Consider the following 17,160-nt stretch of genomic DNA (forward strand, 5'->3'; position numbering starts at 1 on the left):
CCGCGTTGCCAGTGGGTGGGAAGGCTCTTTTACGGACTTGGAGGGCGTCGGTGCGAGCTCGATCCCCAAGCGGAACCGCCTCACCACCGCGATGCGCCAGCCCACCACACCAGCTACCGTGCAGCCAGGTAGCATGTAACCTCCAAGCGAATTCAACACCCGGCAGCCCCGCGGCAATTCCGGGCACCCACAGGCTAACGCGCCGCAAGCGCCCGGAATGGAGTAAAAGAGCCTTCCCGCCCGCAGGCCACGCAGCGGCCGCCAGGCCGCCAACCCGCCCCACGGCAGAAATCACAACCTAGGGGGAAACAGCCCCCAGCAGCCGCTCCAGAATCCCGCGGTAGATGGCCGTCAATCGCGGCAGGTCGGGCGCGTGGACGCACTCGTCGATCTTGTGGATGGTCGCGTTGACCGGCCCGAGTTCGACCACCTGGACACCGTAGGGTGCGATAAAGCGCCCGTCCGAAGTGCCGCCGGCGGTGGACAGTTCAGTGTCGAGCCCGGTTTCCGCGCGGATACTCTCGCGGGCCGCTTCCACCAGCGCGCCGCTGGCGGTGAGGAAGGGCTGGCCGCTGAGGCTCCAGTCGATGGCGTACTTGAGTTCGTGGGCGTCGAGGATGGCCTCGGTGCGTTGGCGCAGTTCGGCGTCGGTGACTTCGGTGGAGAAGCGGAAGTTGAAGACGATTTCCACCTCTCCCGGAATCATATTGGTGGCGCCGGTGCCGCCGTTGATATTGGAGACCTGCATCGAGGTCGGCGGGAAGAACTCGTTGCCCTCGTCCCAGACCTCGGCGGCCAGTGCGGCGAGGGCCGGGGCCGCCCGGTGGATCGGGTTGTCGGCGAGGTGGGGGTAGGCGATATGCCCCTGCTGGCCTTTCACGGTCAGGGTCGCGTTGAGCGAGCCCCGGCGCCCGTTCTTGATGACATCGCCCAGGTGCGCGCTGCTGGAGGGTTCGCCGACCAGGCACCAGTCGATGCTTTCGTCGCGTTCCGCCAGCCACTCCATCACCCGGACGGTGCCGTTGACCGCGGGGCCTTCCTCGTCGGAGGTGATCAGGAAGCCGATACGTCCGTCGTGCTCCGGGTTCGCCGCGACAAACTCCTCACAGGCCACCACCATGGCTGCCAGGCTGCCCTTCATGTCCGCGGCGCCGCGGCCGTAGAGGGTGTCGCCGTCCAGGGTCGGCTCGAAGGGCGGGGTACGCCACTGGCTCTGGGGGCCGGTCGGGACCACGTCGGTGTGGCCGGCGAATACCAGCAGGGGGCCGCTATTACCGCGCACCGCCCAGAAGTTGTCGACCTCACCGAAGCGCAGGGGCGTGCAGTCAAAACCGATGGCGGCGAGGCGCGCCATCATCTGCTGCTGGCAACCCCCGTCCTCCGGGGTGACCGAGGGACGGCGCATGAGTTCGCAGCACAGTTCGTAGGTGGCGTTCACGGCGACCAGCTTCAGTTGTGGGCGTGCAGTTCGGCGTTCAGCTCGATGGCGGAACGGTTGGTCAGGCACTCCACCGCGCCGGTCGAGGAGTTGCGGCGGAACAGCAGGTCGGCCTTGCCGGCGACGTCGCGGGCCTTGACGGTTTCCACCGGCATGCCCTCGGCGTCGAGCATGGTGACCTTGGTGCCGGCGGTGACGAACAGGCCGGCCTCCACGGTGCAGCGGTCGCCCAGGGGGATGCCGATGCCGGCATTGGCGCCGATCAGGCACTCCTTGCCGACAGAGATCACGATGTTGCCGCCGCCGGAGAGGGTGCCCATGGTGGAGCAGCCGCCGCCGAGGTCGGAGCCTTCACCCACGGTGACACCCGCGGAGATGCGGCCCTCGATCATGCCGGGACCGTCGGTGCCGGCATTGAAATTGATGAAGCCCTCGTGCATGACCGTGGTGCCCTCGCCGAGGTAGGCGCCCAGGCGCACCCGCGCGGTGTGGGCGATGCGCACGCCGGCGGGTACCACGTAGTTGGTCATCTTGGGGAACTTGTCCACGCAGCTGACTTCCAGTACCGCGCCGCGCAGGCGGGCGGAGAGCTGGCGCTCGGCCAGTTCCTCGAGGTCGATGGCGCCCTCGTTGGTCCAGGCCACGTTGGGCAGCACGCCGAACAGTCCGTCGAGGCGGGTGCCGTGGGGCTTCACCAGGCGGTGGGAAATCAGGTGCAGCTTGAGGTAGCCCTCGGGCACGCAGGTGGGCGCCAGGTCTTCGGTCAGCAGTACTGCCACCGCGGGGCGTCCGGCATCCTGCAGGCGCCCGGCGAGGGCGGCGAGCTTGTCTTCACCGGCCTCGGCCAGCACCTGGCGCAGGTGTTTCAGTTGCTCGGTGCCGAGGACGGCGTTGTTGTCGATCTCGCCGAGCGCGCTGACCAGCGCCTGCGGCGGTGCGAACAGCGGCTGGGGGAAAAATACTTCCAGCCACTCGCCCTTGCTGTTCTGGGTGCCCACGCCGAGGCCGAAGGCAAATGCCGAATCTGTCATGTTCTCACCTGTAGTGTCTTGCGGCTCAGGTGCCCTCGATAGAAGGGCGCCTAGAGCGTGTGATGTCCGAAAATTTTCTGGTATTGCGCAGCGGAAAACCCGCAGTGCAGTTCGTGGCCGGTGTCGAGCAGGGGGCGCTTGACCAGGGTCGGCTGTGCGAGGATGGCCTCCAGCGCGGCGGCCTTGTCCATGCTTTCCCGCTGCGCCGGCGCCAGCGCCTTCCACGAGGTGCTGCGCTTGTTGACCACGGTGTCCCAGGGCAGGGCGTCCAGCCAGCTGGCCGCGCGCTCGCGCGCCAGGCCGTCCTCGCGAAAGTCGTGGAACTGGTAGTCCACATTGTGCTCGTCGAGCCACTTGCGGGCCTTGCGCACGGTGTCGCAGTTCTTGATGCCGTAGAGCGTAATCACGGGTTTTCCTGTGGCCGGTTACAGGGGGCGCCTAGGATAGCAAAGCGGGCCGGGCGGATATAGCGGCACGCTTTGTCTCAGGCGGCGCCGGCGGCCTTCAGGATGGCGGCGTAGTCGCCCCCTTTGGCATGTTCGCTGACGATCTCCAGTACGCTGCGACCGTCCTTGCCGCGGGCGTTGATGTCGCGGTTCTGCGCACTGAAAAAGCCGATGAACAGCTCGAAATCCTCCGCGCGCATGCTCTGGTAGGCGCGCAGCAGCATGAAGAAGTTCTCGTCGCTGCCGTCGTGGGGGCGTACGTCGAGGAAACTGCGCACGTGGTCCTCGGTCCAGACGTCGTCGATGACCTTTTGCTTGTCTTTTTTCACCTTGCTAAGGCTCCTGTCAAAATGGCCGGCCGCGCAGCGCCCGGCGTTACTTCAACCCAGTTTTTTCGCCAGCAGTTCGTTGACCATCTGCGGGTTCGCCTGGCCCTTGCTGGCTTTCATGATCTGGCCGACGAAGAAGCCGACCAGTTTCTTGCGCTTGCCCTCGTCGGCGGCGCGGTACTGGTCCACCTGGGCGCCGTTGGCGGCGATTACCTCGTCCACCATGGCTTCCAGTTCGCCGCTGTCGGATACCTGTTTCAGGCCCTTTGCGGCGATAATTTCATCGGCGCTGCCTTCACCGGCCCACATCGCCTCGAACACCTGCTTGGCGATCTTGCCGGAGATGCTGTTGTCGAGGATGCGGGCGATCAGGCCGCCGAGCCGGTCCGCGGGGACCGGGCAGTCCGCCAGCGCGGTGTCGCTGCGGTTGAGCTGGCCCAGCAGCTCCACCTGTACCCAGTTGGCGGCGATCTTGGCATCGCCGCAGGCGGCGACCACCTGTTCATAGTAGTCGGCGAGCGGGCGCTCCGCGGCGAGCACGCCGGCGTCGTAGGCGGACAGCGCGTACTGTTCGGCGAAGCGGTTGCGCTTGGCGGTGGGCAGTTCCGGCAGGCTGTCGCGTAGCGCGTTCACGTAGGCCTCGTCGATGACCACCGGCAGCAGGTCGGGTTCCGGGAAGTAGCGGTAGTCGTTGGCCACTTCCTTGCTGCGCATCGGGCGGGTCTCATTGCGCTCGGCGTCGTAGAGGCGGGTTTCCTGCACCACCTTGCCGCCGTCGTCGAGGATATCCGACTGGCGCTCGATCTCGTGGTGGATGGCCTTTTCCACGAAGCGGAAGGAGTTGACGTTCTTGATCTCGGCGCGGGTGCCCAGGGTGTCGCTGCCCGCCGGGCGCAGGGAGATGTTGATATCGCAGCGCATCGAGCCCTCGGCCATGTTGCCGTCGGAGATGCCGAGGTAGGTGACCAGCGAGTGCAGGGCCTTGAGGTAGGCCACTGCCTCTTCTGCGCTGTAAATATCGGGTTCACTGACGATTTCCAGCAGCGGCGTACCGGCGCGGTTCAGGTCGATGCCGCTCATGCCGTGGAAGTCCTCGTGCAGGGACTTGCCGGCGTCCTCCTCGAGGTGGGCGCGGGTGATGCCGATCTGCCGGGTGCTGCCGTCCTCCAGCTGGATCTCGAAATGGCCGCGGCCGACGATCGGGTCGGAGAACTGGCTGATCTGGTAGCCCTTGGGCAGGTCCGGGTAGAAGTAGTTCTTGCGGTCGAAGACCGAGCGCATGCCGATCTCGGCGTCGATGCCGAGGCCGAACATCACCGCGAAACGCACCGCCTGCTCGTTGAGCACCGGCAGCATGCCGGGCATGGCGAGGTCGACCGCGCTGGCCTGGGTGTTGGCTGCGGCGCCGAAAGTGGTCGGAGAACCGGAGAAAATCTTCGATTTGGTGGCCAGCTGCAGGTGCACCTCGAGGCCGATGACGGGTTCCCATTGCATCAGGCGGCACCTCCCGGGGGCGTCAGCTGGTGCCAGTCGGTGGCCGACTGGAAGCGGTGGGCGATGTTGAGCAGGCGCGCCTCGTCGAAGTGGCGGCCGATCAGCTGCAGCCCGACGGGGCAGTTGTCCGCCAGCCCGGCGGGAATGGACATCGCCGGCAGGCCGGCGAGGTTGACCGCCAGGGTGTAGACGTCCTCGAGGTACATCGCCACCGGGTCGTCCTTCTTGGCGCCGAGGCCGAAGGCCGGGCCGGGCGTGGTCGGGCCGGCAATCACGTCGACCTGCTCGAAACAGGCGTCGAAACCCTGCTTGATCAGGCGCCGGGCCTGCTGCGCCTTCTTGTAATAGGCGTCGTAGTAGCCGGCGGACAATGCATAGGTGCCCACCAGGATGCGGCGGTTGACCTCGTCGCCGAAACCCTCACCGCGGCTGCGGGTGTAGAGGTCCAGCAGGTCCGCCGGGTCCTCGCAGCGGTAGCCGTAGCGCACGCCGTCGTAGCGGGAGAGGTTGGTGGAGGCCTCGGCCGGGGCGATGACGTAGTAGGTGGGGATGGCGAGGTCGCTGTGGGCAAGGGAGATATCGACCAGCGTGGCGCCCAGTTTCTCCAGTTCGGCAAGGGCGGCATGGATGGCCTTCGCGGTGTCGGGGTCGAGGCCGGCGCCAAAATATTCCCGCGGCAGGCCGATGCGCAGGCCCTCCAGCGACTGCGCGAGACCGGCGCTGTAGTCGGGTACCTCGCGCTGGGCGGAGGTGGAGTCCAGCGGGTCGAAACCGGCCATGCTGTTCATCAACAACGCGCAGTCCTGCGCGCTGCGCGCCATCGGGCCGCCCTGGTCGAGGCTGGAGGCGAAGGCGATCATGCCCAGCCGGGACACCCGTCCGTAGGTGGGCTTGAGGCCGGTGATCCCGCACAGGGCCGCGGGCTGGCGGATGGAACCGCCGGTGTCGGTGCCGGTGGCGGCGGGGGCCAGGCGCGCGGCCACGGCCGCGGCGCTGCCGCCGGAGGAGCCGCCGGGGACCCGCTCGCGGTCCCAGGGATTGCGCACCGCGCCATAGAAACTGGTTTCATTGGAGGAGCCCATCGCGAACTCGTCCATGTTGGTCTTGCCCAGCATGACCGTGCCGGCCTGTTTCAGGCGGGTGACCACGGTCGCGTCGTAGGGCGGCACGAAATTGTCGAGCATTTTCGAGGCGCAGCTGGTGCGCACGCCGTCGGTGCAGAAAATATCCTTGTGGGCAATGGGGATACCGGCCAGCGCGCCGGCGTCACCGGCCGCCAGCGCGGCATCGGCTGCCGCGGCCTCCGCCAGGGCCTGTTCCGCGCAGACCGTGATAAAGCTGTTGTACTGCCCGTCGAGGGCGGCGATACGATCGAGGAAGCCCTGTGTCAGCTCGACACTGGAAAAACGCTTCTCACGCAGCCCCCGGGCCATCTCGGCGATGGTGAGCTCATGCATAGTTGAATCCTGCTGTGCCCGGTGGGGCTATTCGATGACTTTGGGGACGAGGTAGAGGCCGTCTTCCACGGCGGGTGCGATGGCCTGGAAGGCGTCGCGCCGGTTGCATTCGGTGACTTCGTCGGCGCGCAGCGTCGCGACGGCATCCAGCGGGTGGGCCATCGGTTCGACGCCGGCGGTGTCCACCGCCTGCAACTGTTCCACCATGCCGAGAATCTCGGTCAGGCGCTGGCCCAGCGCGGCGGCCTGGGCTGTGTCCACGCGGATGCGCGCCAGGGCGGCAATTTTCTCTATTTCGTCCTGCTCAATGGGCATTTTCAAAACCGGGTAGAGCCGCCGGATAGCGGCGGGGCGCTAAACTTAACACATTTGCGCCTTGCCCAAAAACCCTGTCGTTGATACTCTTTCGCGAATAACATTCGCACCGGGAAATCGGTCTGAATTCACGGTGTTCCAGCGAAGTTTTCACCGTTTTATGACGAGACTGGTAGGGAAGCGTAAAGGGCTGGCCGGTCCGCCCCCCTATTGTTGTTACTAAGGTACAAATTTTCATGCTGAAGAAATTGCGTGGAGTGTTCTCCAATGATCTCTCCATAGATCTGGGTACCGCCAACACGCTGATTTACGTGCGCGACAAGGGCATTGTCCTTGACGAGCCATCCGTCGTTGCCATCCGTGTCCATAACGGGCAAAAAACCATCGAAGCCGTCGGCATGGAGGCCAAGCGCATGCTCGGCCGTACGCCGGGCAATATTACCGCCATCCGGCCGCTGAAAGACGGCGTTATCGCCGATTTTCAGGTGACCGAGAAAATGCTCCAGCATTTTATCGCCAAGGTTCACGAAACCCGCTTTATCCGCCCCAGCCCGCGTGTGCTGGTCTGTGTCCCCTGCATGTCCACCCAGGTCGAGCGCCGGGCGATTCGCGAATCCGCCCTCTACGCCGGCGCCCGCGAAGTGCGCCTGATCGAGGAACCGATGGCCGCGGCTATCGGCGCGGGCCTCAATGTCGAGGAGGCCAGCGGTTGCATGGTCGTCGATATCGGCGGCGGTACCACGGAAATTGCCATCATCTCCCTCAACGGCATCGTCTACCGCGACTCTGTGCGGGTCGGCGGTGACCGCTTCGACGAGGCCATCGTCGCCCATGTCCGCCGCCGCTACGGCAGCCTGATCGGCGACGCCACCGCGGAGCGGATCAAGATAGAAGTCGGCTGCGCCTTCGGCGGCAGCGAACTGCGCGAGATCGACGTGCGCGGCCGCAACCTGGCCGAAGGCGTGCCGCGGAGCTTCACCCTGGACAGCGACGAGATCCTCGAGTCCCTGCAGGAACCCCTGACCACCATAGTCCAGGCGGTGAAGTCCGCCCTGGAACAGTCGCCGCCGGAACTGGCTGCCGACATCGCCGAGAGCGGTATTGTCCTCACCGGCGGTGGCGCCCTGCTGCGCGACCTGGATCGCCTGATCTCCGAGGAGACCGGCCTGCCGGTGATCGTCGCGGAAGATCCTCTGACCTGCGTGGCGCGCGGGGGTGGCCGGGCACTGGAAATGATGGACCGGCGCACCATAGACCTGCTGTCCACTGAATAAGTAAACTTGTCACTTCCCTGCGCGACCGCTGAGGAGACGACATCAAGCCTCTATTCGTCAAGGAGTCGACCCTGGGCCTGCGCCTGGGCGTGGTGCTCCTCGTTCTGCTCGTCCTGATCATTGCCGACCGGCAATTCAATGCCCTGCGCGGTCTACGCTCCCTGCTGGAGGTGATCGAGACCCCGGTTTACCGGGTCGCGAACGCCCCGGTGCAGGCCCTGCAGTGGGGCAAGTCACAGCTGGTCAACCGCGCCCAGCTGCAGGAAGACAACGCCCGCCTGCGCCAGGAAAACCTGATTCTGCAGGGGCGCTCCCAGCAGATGGCTTCCCTGCAGGCGGAAAATGTGCGCCTGCGAGCCCTGCTCAATTCCTCGGCGATCCTGCGCGACGATGTCCAGGTGGCGGAACTGATTGGCGTGTCGCCAGATCCGGAGCGCCACCAGCTGATCCTCAACAAGGGCAGCGATGACGGCGTGTTCCTCGGCCAGGCACTGCTCGACGCGGATGGCCTGCTGGGCCAGATCGTCGAGGTCAGCCCCAACCTGTCCCGGGTGCTGCTGATCACCGATGCCACCCATTCGATTCCGGTGCAGGTCAACCGCAACGGCGTACGCGCCATCGCGGAGGGCACCGGCAGCCTCTCCCAGCTGGAAATCCTCCACGTTTCCGCCACAACGGATATCCGCGAAGGCGACCTGCTGGTCACCTCCGGGCTGGGCGGTCGCTTCCCCGCCGGCTACCCGGTCGCCGTCGTCAAGCAGGTGCGCCGGGATCCGGGCAAGGCCTTTTCCACCATCTATGCCACCCCCAGCGCCGCCCTCGACCGCAGCCGCCACGTGCTGCTGGTGTTCACGCCCCAGCCGGGGCAGGCTGACTGAGCGTTGGAAGACCGCGGCGCACACGCTTACTGGGTAATCCTGGCCTGTTTCTTCGGCGCGCTGGTGCTGGCGATCGCGCCGCTGCCGCGCTCGCTGCTGCTCCTGCGCCCGGAGTGGGTGGCGCTGGTCATGATCTACTGGAGCATGGCGCTGCCCCACCGGGTGGGCCTGGTGACTGCGCTGTGCCTCGGCGTCCTGCTGGATGTGCTGGAGGGCGCGGTACTCGGCCAGAATGCCGCATCGCTGGTGGTGGTCTCGGTGCTGGTACTGCTGCTCTACCAGCGTGTGCGGGTCTACAACCTGTGGCAGCAGTCCGCGGTGGTGTTCGTGCTGGTCAGTATCAGCCAGATGGTCAGCCAGTGGCTGCAGAAACTGGAGGGCCTGCACGCTTCGCAGTCGCTGATCTTCCTGTTGCCCGCGGTGGCCAGCGCGCTGATCTGGCCGCTGATCTTCCATGTCCTGCGCCGGGTGCGGCGCAGTTTCCGGGTGACCTGAATGCAACTGATCCTGGCCTCCGCGTCCCCGCGCCGGAGCGACCTGCTGCGGCAGCTGGGCGTCGAATTCTCCGTCGACGCCGCCGATATCGACGAGCAGCGCCTGGGCGGTGAAAAGCCCGCCGACTACGTGCAGCGCCTGGCGCAGGAAAAAGCCGCCGCCGTCGCGGCGCGCCACGCCGGCGAAAACGTCGCGGTGCTGGCCGCGGACACCGCCGTGGTACTGGACGAGGACATCCTCGGCAAACCCGGCAGCCCGAGCGAGGCACTGGGCATGCTGGCGCGCCTGTCCGGGCGCAGCCATACCGTAATGACCGGCTGCTGCCTGGTCCCCCCCGGCGGTGAGGGGCAGGTTATCGTGGTCGAGACCCGGGTCACATTCCGCACCCTCGACTACGCCACTTGCAAGGCCTACCTCGCGACCGACGAGCCCTGGGACAAGGCTGGCGGGTACGCCATCCAGGGCCTTGCCGGCGCCTTCGTCACCACTATCGAGGGCAGCTACAGCAACGTGGTCGGCCTGCCGCTGGCCGAGACCTGGGATATGCTGGCAGACCTCGGTATTGCGACTGCGCTGGAGCCCGCAAGTGACTGACGAAATCCTGGTCAACATGACGCCGATGGAAACCCGCGTCGCGTTGATTGACAACGGCGCCACCCAGGAGGTGCTGGTCGAACGCAGCGCCAGCCGCGGCGTGGTCGGCAATATCTACGCCGGCAAGGTGGTGCGGGTCCTGCCCGGCATGCAGGCGGCCTTTGTCGACACCGGTGCCGAGCGCACCAGCTTCATCCACGTCTCGGCCCTGGCCCAGCACGCCGCCGACGGGCGCAATCGCAAGGGTATTCGCGACTACCTGCACGAAGGCCAGAAACTCGTGGTCCAGGTGACCAAGGAACCCTTCGGCGGCAAGGGCGCCCGGCTCACCACCGAGCTTTCCGTCTCCTCCCGCTACCTGGTATTCATGCCCGGCGGCAACCACATCGGGGTATCCCAACGCATTGGCGACAGCGCCGAGCGCGAGCGCCTGCAGGCCCTGATCGCCGAGGCCTGCGCGCTCGAGGAGATGCCGCAACCGGCCGGCTATATCCTGCGCACCGCCGCCGAGGGCTGCGGCCTGGAGGAACTGCGCGCCGACCTGCGCTATCTCAAGCGCCTGTGGGCGGCCGTTTCACGGCGCGCCGCGGCGGCGCGCAAACCGGAGCTCGTCTATACCGAACTGCCCCTGCACCTGCGCACGGTGCGCGACATGGCGAGGCCAGGGGTGGGGCGTATCCTCGTGGACAGCCGGGAGACCTTCACCGCCCTGCAGGAGTTCTGCGGCGAATACATGCCGGAAGTCTCCGGCCTGCTGGAGCTGTACCCGGACGGACGGCCGCTGTTTGACCTGCACGGTATCGAGCTGGACATCCAGCGGGCGCTGTCGCGCAAGGTCGAATTGAAGTCTGGAGGCTACCTGGTCATCGACCAGACCGAGGCGATGACCACCATCGACGTCAACACCGGCTCCTACGTCGGTCGCCGCAATCTCGAGGAAACCATCTTCAAGACCAACCTCGAGGCGGCCAGCGTGCTGGCCCGGCAACTGCGCCTGCGCAACCTCGGCGGCATCATCATCGTCGATTTCATCGATATGCAGGACGAGGAGCACCGCCGGCAGGTACAGCGGGCGCTGGAAAAAGCCATGGCTGGCGACCCCGCCCACAACCGCATTACCGGGGTGTCCGAGCTCGGCCTGATCGAGATGACCCGCGAGCGCACCCGGGAGAGCCTCAGCCAGCAGCTGTGCGAGCAGTGCCCGGTGTGCGAGGGGCGCGGCGTGCTGAAAACTGCGGAAACTGTCTGTTCCGAGATATTTCGCGAGATCATGCGCGACGCCCGGGCCTATGATAACGACCAGTTGCTGGTACTTGCTGCGCAGGCCGTGATCGACCGCCTGCTGGATGAGGAATCCGCCCACCTGGCCGACCTCGAGGAGTACACTGGCAAGACCATCAGCCTGCGGGTGGAACCGGAAAACCACCCGGAACACTTCGATATCGTGCTGATCTGAATGAGCGAACGAGGCCTGGCCTTGCAATCATCCATTTTTCACAGATTGAGCAGTTTGCTGTGGACGCTCGCCGTTGCGGTACTGGTGGTGTTCGCGGTGTATGTCAGTCTGGGCCGGTTGCTGAGCAACAGCCTGTCCGCCTGGCAGGATGAGGTGCTGGCGGAAATCAACCGTCACTTGCCCTTCCACGTCGACGCCGCCAGCATCCAGGGGACCTGGCACTCGTTCACCCCGGAAATCGCCCTTCACGACCTCGAGATCACCCTGCCGGGCGGCGGCAAGCCCCTCAACCTGATCGGCGGGCGCATCGGGGTGGATGTGCTCGATTCGCTGGGCTCCCGCAGCCTGCAATTCACCTCCCTGCAACTGGAAGCGCTCGACCTGCAGGTCGAGGTGACCGCCGACGGGCGTCTGGTGGTCCCCGGGTTTACCAACAGTCGCGGGGAGATCGGCGACTGGTTGCGGGAATTCCTCCTCAATCTCGAAACCCTGCGCCTGCGCGACAACACCGTCCAGCTGCATTTCGCCAATGGCGAACAGCGGCAGCTCACCCTCGACGTGCTGCTCAGCCGGGCGGGCAGCCAGCGCCATCTCGAGGCGAGCCTGTTCTCCAGCGCCGGGACCCGGCTGACGCTGAGCGGCGACGGTCTCGGCGACCCTTTCCGCCCGGCGTCCTTCGTCGGCAGCGCCTACGCGGTGCTGGATGTTGCCCGGCTGGATTCGATGCTGACGGCGTTTGCCAGCCCGCCCGCCGCCGGTTTTGCCGGCGAGTTGCACACCCAGGCGTGGCTCGACTGGGACTCTGGCGAGGCCGCGGTCGATCTCGCTGTTGCCGGCAGTGGGCTGGCCCTGTACGGCAGGAACACGGACTGGAGCGTGCCGCTGGACACGCTGGCCTTCAAGGCCCATGTGCAGGGCGACGGCGAGGGGCTGAAACTTTTCCTGCAGGACGGCGAGCTGGCCCACAACGGGCAGGTGGCCGCGCTGCCGCGCCTGCAACTCACCACTGGCAAGCAGGCGTGGACCCTGCGCAGTGGCGGTTTCGACATGCAGCCGCTGTACGCGGTGCTGGCGGGCGCCACGTTCCCGGCACCCTGGTCGGAAGTGCTCACCACGCTGGCGCCGCGCGGTCACCTGCAGACCCTGCAGATTCAGGGCCCCACGGGTGAACGCTGGGCCAGGGACTGGCGCGCCGAGGGCAATGTCAGTGAACTGGCCCTGGATTCCTGGCATGGCGCGCCCGGCACCCGCAATGCCCGGGCCTATTTCACCCTGGACGCCGATGCCAGCAGTGTGGCGCTGGACAGCCGCGACTTCAGCCTGATATTCCCCACCGTGTATCCGCATCCGCTGGACTACCACAGTGCCCGGGCGCGCATCGATATCGACTGGGACAGCGAGGAAGTGCGCCTGCGCAGTGGTCCGGTTACCGCCGTCGGCGAGGAGGGCGATGTCCGGGCGCTGTTCAGCCTGGCGATCCCCCTGCATGAAACGGCGGCGGGGGTGGAGATGGAACTGATCGCAGGCCTGCGGGACAGCGATCCCCGTTTCCGTGACAAGTACCTTCCCGTGGTGCTCGACGAGGGACTGCGCCATTGGCTGTCCGACGCGCTGGTCGGCGGCCGCCTCAACCAGGCCGGCTTCATCTGGCGCGGCAGCCTGCGGCGGGACGCCGAGCCCCTGCGCACAATCCAGGTCATGGCCAGCATCGACGAGACCGGTTTGCGCTTCCAGCCGGACTGGCCGATGTTGCAGGACCTCGAGGGAACCCTGCTGGTTGATGATACCCGGGTGAGTGTCTGGGCCGACCAGGCCCGCCTCTACGACGCCGCGTTCAGCCACCTCTCGGCGGAAACCTGGACCGACCCGGCGGGCGAGTTGCAACTGACCGTCGATGCGTCGCTGCAGGGCGCGGCGAAAGACGGCATGGCCACGATTCGCGAATCGCCGCTTTCGGCCATGACCGGTAACGCGTTTCACCAGTGGCGCGCCGATGGCTCCCTGGCCATCGACCTGCGGCTGGGCCTGAATCTCGCGCATCCGCAGCAGGCCCCGCTGGTCGATCTCAAGGCGACCCTGGCGCAGACCCGGGTCAATATCGAGCCGGGCAACCTGCAGCTGGAAAACCTCGGCGGCAGCCTGCTGTATGACAGCGCCCGGGGTTTCCGTTCCCAGGATCTCGGCGCCGAGTTGTGGCAGCAGCCGGTAACCATCTCGGTGAGCCAGGTGGCCGCAGCCGGGGAGGGCGATGGCAGGGCTGCGGATACCGCCGCTCCACCTTCCGCTGCAGCCCCCGCAACGACTGCGGACCGGGGCGCGATCGACGTCGACTTTTCCGGGCGGGTAAGCGCGCAGGCCGTCCAGCAATGGCTCAATCTCAATGTGTTGCAGGTGCTGTCGGGCGAGACTGAGGTTACCGCGCGGGTGGCCCTGCGCTCCGGCCAGCCGCCGGTGCTGTACCTCGCCTCCACCCTCGAGGGGGCGGCGCTGGACCTGCCCGCGCCCTGGTCGAAGATCGAACCGGAGGCGGCGCCACTCGCCCTGAAATTGCCCCTCGAGGGTGCGCAGCGGGTGCTCGAGCTGGGCTTGCGGGACTCATTGTCATTGCACCTGGGGTTGGACCAGCAGGCCTACGCGGTGGGTGTCAACCAGTTGCCGCCGGCACTGGTGGCCGACACGGTCACGGTCGCGGGTGTGGCGCCCATGCTGGATGTCCGCGAATGGCAGGATTTTACCGAGCGTTACCTGGGGCCGACGACAGCGCCGGCAAGCGGCGCCAGTGGCGGGCCTGCCGCCCTGTCCGCGGGAGCCGCTCCCGCCCGGCTGGCGCTGCAAATCAGCGACCTCCAGGTGGGTCGGCTGGCGCTCTGGGGCAATGAATTCCGCGATGTCGACCTGCGCCTGGCGGCGGCCGGGGACGCGCTGGCGGTGGACTTTGCGACGGACTGGCTGGAGGGGAACTACAGTTCGCGCCCGGGGCAGGTCGCCACCCTGGACATCGGCATGATCGACCCCGGCCGACTGCCCCGGCCCGCGGCGGACGCTGACCCGGCCCAGCCGCAAGCGCAAGGCGAAGACGGGGCGCAGCTGCCGGACCTCGCGGCCACCGACGTCACGGTAGGGCGATTGCTGTGGAAACAGCGGGAACTGGGCCAGCTGCGGTTTCGGCTTCAGGGAGAGAACGGCAGCTACCGCGCCAGCGCCATAGACGGCGAAATCGCGGGGCTGACGTTCTCGCCCCAGCGCGCGGCGTCGCTGGTATTCGAGCGCGGTTCGGGCACCCGCCTGTCGGCACTGCTCGATTTCCAGGACTTTGGCGATACGCTGAACACCCTGGGCTACGCGCGTTTCCTGGAGACCGGGCGCGGGACCCTGGACCTGGCCCTCGACTGGCGCGGCGAACCCCAGGACTTCAGCCTGGCTACCCTGGAGGGGTCTCTGGGCATCCACAGCGAGGACGGGCGTTTCCTGCAGACGCCGTCGGGCAGCGGTGCGCTCAAGGTGGTGGAGATTCTCAACCTCGCCGGGGTGGTGCAGCGCCTGAGCCTGTCCCACGTGTTCGAGTCGGGCATCGCCTTCGACAGTATGGACGGGCAGGTCTTCTTCCATCCGGGGACGATCGAACTCGCCAGTCTCAATGTCCTCGGCAGTTCCAGCGCATTCGCCATGAGCGGCGTTTCCGATGTCGCCAGCCGCAGTCTCGACGGCGAGCTGGTGGCGACCCTGCCGGTGGCCAGCAACCTGCCCTGGGTGGCGGCGCTGGCCGGCGGGCTGCCGGTGGCCGCGGGCGTGTTCGTGGTGAGCAAGGTGTTCGAGAAACAGGTCAACCGCCTGTCCAGCGGGGTCTACCGGATCGAGGGCACCTGGAACGATCCGGAGCTGACCTTCGACCGGATCTTCGACGATGAGCTGCGCGCAGCGGACAAGTGGGAGGCCGGTATCACGCCCCCCGATCCGGGAGCTGCCCCCTCGCCCGAGGACCCCAATCAGCCTTCGCCCTGAGCCTCGTCCAGTTCGCGCAGGTAGCGGAACAGCTTGCGGGCGGCGGCCGGCGGCTGGTCGCGCTCGCGTTCGCGCCGGTGTTGCAGGAGCAGGTGGCGCAGTTGCTGGCGGTCTGCGTCGGGATACTGCGCCAGCACCTTTGCCACGCCCTGGTCGCCGGCGCCGAGCACGTCGTCGCGCAACTGTTCCAGCCGGTGAAAACGCGCGTTGGCCTCCCGCGAAGGGCGGAACAACTGTTCGAGAGCGGCCTCGATCGGCGCCGGGTCGATATCGCGCATCAGCTTGCCGATATACTGCCGGTGGCGGCGCAGCGCGTTGTTGCTCTTGATATTGCGGGTTTCACGAATCGCCCTGAGCAGGCGTTCGTCGTCGACGGGGATCTGTTCCAGCTGCTTTTCACTGAGGCTGGCGAGCTGTTCCCCCAGCGCCTGCAGCGCGTGCATTTCCTTCTTGCGCTGGGTCTTGCTCGGACCCAGTTCGAAATCGTCGTCGTCTTCGTATTCTTCGTAATCAGCCATATACCAGTGTCGCCAGGCCCAGGAATGAAAGGAATCCCACCACATCGGTGACCGTGGTCAACAGTACGCCGCCAGCCAGCGCGGGGTCAATTTTCACCCGGGTCAGCAGCAGTGGCAGGGCCGCCCCGGCAAACGCCGCCATCAGCAGGTTGATGACCAGGGCGGCGGCGATGATAGCGCCGATGGTCCAGTCCTGGAACCACAGGGAGGCGGCGACCGCGACCACGCTGGCCCACAACAGCCCGTTGAGCAGGCCGATCACCAGTTCGCGGTTGAGCAGCCAGGCCTGGTTGTTCCTGCCCACCTGGCCGATGGCGATGCCGCGCACCAGCACCGTGAGGGTCTGGGTGCCGGCAATGCCGCCCATCGAGGCGACGATGGGCATCAGCACCGCCAGCGCCACCACTTTCTGGATGGTGTCCTCGAAGAGGTTGATGGTGCCCGCGGCGATGAACGCGGTAACCAGGTTGATGCCCAACCAGACCGTCCGCCTGGGGGCGGCTTTCAGGATCGGGGCGAAGGTGTCCTCGTCTTCGTCGAGGCCGGCCATCGACATGAAGGAGTGGTCCGCGTCCTCGCGGATAACGTCGACCACGTCGTCAATGGTGATCCGCCCGAGCAGTTTACCGTTCCTGTCCACCACCGGGGCCGAGACCCAGTCGTTGCGCTCGAACAGGCGCGCCACTTCGGCGTCGGGCATGTCCACCGGGATGGGGTCGACATCGGTGACCATCATTTCCCGCACCGTGGCGGAAGGGTCGGCGACCAGCAGGGTGTGCAGGGGCAGCAGCCCGATGAACTGGTCGGAGCGATTGACCACGATCAGGTTGTCGGTCATCCGCGGGATTTCGGTGTGGCGGCGCAGGTAGCGCAGTACCACGTCGAGGGTGAGGCGGGCGCGGATGGTGATGGTGTCCGTGCTCATCAGGCCGCCGGCGACGTCGTCCGGGTAGTTCAGGACCTGTTCAAGGCGCGCCCGGTCCTGGTGGTCCATCGCATCGAGCACTTCCCGGGTGATCGCGTCCGGCAGCTGTTGCAGGATGTCCGCCAGGTCGTCGTCGGCGAGGCCCTCGGTAATGGTGGCGACTTCGGCGGCATCCATGCGCGAGAGGAAGTGCGCCTGCAGGTCGTAGGAGAGTTCGCCGATGACCTCGCCCTCGAGTTCCACGTCGACCATCTTCCACAGGACATCGCGGAATTTCGGTGGCGAGGATTCAAGGAGGTGGGCGATTTCCGCCGGGGACAAACCGTTCAGCATGCGCCGGCCGTGGACAAAGGCGCCGCTTTCAAGCGCGTTCGTCAGCTTGTCGAGCGTATCCTGCGATGTCTGCGGATTGGGGGGCATGCGAGGAATTCCCGTGTCCTTGAGTGGCCGGCGAGCGCTTACGGGACAGGATTATGCGAGATAGCGGCGGGGGCAACAACGCAATTAG

The 17,160-nt window shown here is 66.5% G+C and carries 15 protein-coding genes; 6 read left to right on the forward strand and 9 right to left on the reverse strand.

Translation table 11 applies throughout. The features are described from left to right. Positions 1-298: 298 nt before the first annotated feature. The 7 genes from dapE to gatC form a co-directional block, all read right to left on the reverse strand. Entirely contained in the window at positions 299-1,438 is a 1,140-nt protein-coding gene (gene dapE / locus ACNKU3_RS20370) for a succinyl-diaminopimelate desuccinylase (RefSeq protein ID WP_418261416.1), read from the reverse strand. 11 nt (positions 1,439-1,449) lie between these two features. Beyond that, a complete protein-coding gene (gene dapD, locus ACNKU3_RS20375) occupies positions 1,450-2,469 on the reverse strand; it encodes a 2,3,4,5-tetrahydropyridine-2,6-dicarboxylate N-succinyltransferase (RefSeq protein ID WP_418261417.1) in 1,020 nt (339 codons plus the stop codon). Between the two features lie 50 nt (positions 2,470-2,519). Continuing rightward, positions 2,520-2,876, reverse strand: a complete 357-nt coding sequence (locus ACNKU3_RS20380) for an ArsC family reductase (protein ID WP_418261418.1) — start codon at positions 2,874-2,876, stop codon at positions 2,520-2,522. A 77-nt stretch (positions 2,877-2,953) separates the two neighbouring features. Continuing rightward, positions 2,954-3,244, reverse strand: a complete 291-nt coding sequence (locus ACNKU3_RS20385) for a PA4642 family protein (protein ID WP_418261419.1) — start codon at positions 3,242-3,244, stop codon at positions 2,954-2,956. A gap of 51 nt (positions 3,245-3,295) precedes the next feature. After that, the gene (gene gatB / locus ACNKU3_RS20390; RefSeq protein ID WP_418261420.1) at positions 3,296-4,738 is read right to left on the reverse strand and encodes an Asp-tRNA(Asn)/Glu-tRNA(Gln) amidotransferase subunit GatB; all 1,443 of its coding nucleotides are present in this window, start codon (positions 4,736-4,738) and stop codon (positions 3,296-3,298) included. Beyond that, positions 4,738-6,195 carry an Asp-tRNA(Asn)/Glu-tRNA(Gln) amidotransferase subunit GatA gene (gatA, locus tag ACNKU3_RS20395; RefSeq protein WP_418261421.1) on the reverse strand — a complete coding sequence of 486 codons (1,458 nt, stop codon included), beginning with the start codon at positions 6,193-6,195 and terminating at the stop codon, positions 4,738-4,740. The genes gatB and gatA overlap by 1 nt, the downstream gene beginning before the upstream one ends. Positions 6,196-6,222: 27 nt before the next feature. Further along, on the reverse strand, positions 6,223-6,510 hold the full coding sequence (gene gatC, locus ACNKU3_RS20400; RefSeq protein WP_418261422.1) for an Asp-tRNA(Asn)/Glu-tRNA(Gln) amidotransferase subunit GatC: 288 nt from the start codon (positions 6,508-6,510) through the stop codon (positions 6,223-6,225). A 236-nt stretch (positions 6,511-6,746) separates the two neighbouring features. On the opposite strand from gatC, the gene ACNKU3_RS20405 reads away from it, so the two are divergent. The 6 genes from ACNKU3_RS20405 to ACNKU3_RS20430 are packed head-to-tail and all read left to right on the forward strand — an operon-like array spanning position 6,747 to position 15,209. Next, positions 6,747-7,784, forward strand: coding sequence for a rod shape-determining protein (locus ACNKU3_RS20405; protein ID WP_418261423.1), 1,038 nt, complete (start codon positions 6,747-6,749; stop codon positions 7,782-7,784). A 41-nt stretch (positions 7,785-7,825) separates the two neighbouring features. Next, positions 7,826-8,662, forward strand: coding sequence for a rod shape-determining protein MreC (gene mreC, locus ACNKU3_RS20410; RefSeq protein ID WP_418261449.1), 837 nt, complete (start codon positions 7,826-7,828; stop codon positions 8,660-8,662). A gap of 3 nt (positions 8,663-8,665) precedes the next feature. Beyond that, complete coding sequence (mreD, locus tag ACNKU3_RS20415) at positions 8,666-9,157, forward strand: rod shape-determining protein MreD (protein ID WP_418261424.1); 492 nt, start codon at positions 8,666-8,668, stop codon at positions 9,155-9,157. Further along, on the forward strand, positions 9,158-9,751 hold the full coding sequence (locus tag ACNKU3_RS20420; protein WP_418261425.1) for a Maf family protein: 594 nt from the start codon (positions 9,158-9,160) through the stop codon (positions 9,749-9,751). It abuts the gene before it with no gap. Continuing rightward, positions 9,744-11,207 carry a ribonuclease G gene (gene rng / locus ACNKU3_RS20425; protein WP_418261426.1) on the forward strand — a complete coding sequence of 488 codons (1,464 nt, stop codon included), beginning with the start codon at positions 9,744-9,746 and terminating at the stop codon, positions 11,205-11,207. Before ACNKU3_RS20420 ends, rng begins: the two co-directional genes overlap by 8 nt. Then, positions 11,208-15,209: a YhdP family protein gene (locus tag ACNKU3_RS20430; protein WP_418261427.1), complete on the forward strand. Its 4,002-nt coding sequence runs from the start codon at positions 11,208-11,210 to the stop codon at positions 15,207-15,209. It begins immediately after the preceding gene. Here ACNKU3_RS20430 and yjgA read toward each other — a convergent pair. Next, a complete protein-coding gene (yjgA, locus tag ACNKU3_RS20435; protein ID WP_418261428.1) occupies positions 15,194-15,727 on the reverse strand; it encodes a ribosome biogenesis factor YjgA in 534 nt (177 codons plus the stop codon). The genes ACNKU3_RS20430 and yjgA overlap by 16 nt on opposite strands. Continuing rightward, positions 15,720-17,072 carry a magnesium transporter gene (gene mgtE / locus ACNKU3_RS20440; protein WP_418261429.1) on the reverse strand — a complete coding sequence of 451 codons (1,353 nt, stop codon included), beginning with the start codon at positions 17,070-17,072 and terminating at the stop codon, positions 15,720-15,722. The genes yjgA and mgtE overlap by 8 nt, the downstream gene beginning before the upstream one ends. Positions 17,073-17,160: the final 88 nt, after the last annotated feature.

Origin of the sequence: Haliea sp. E17, from assembly GCF_048323675.1 — a bacterium.
Classification (GTDB): Bacteria; Pseudomonadota; Gammaproteobacteria; order Pseudomonadales; family Halieaceae; genus Mangrovimicrobium.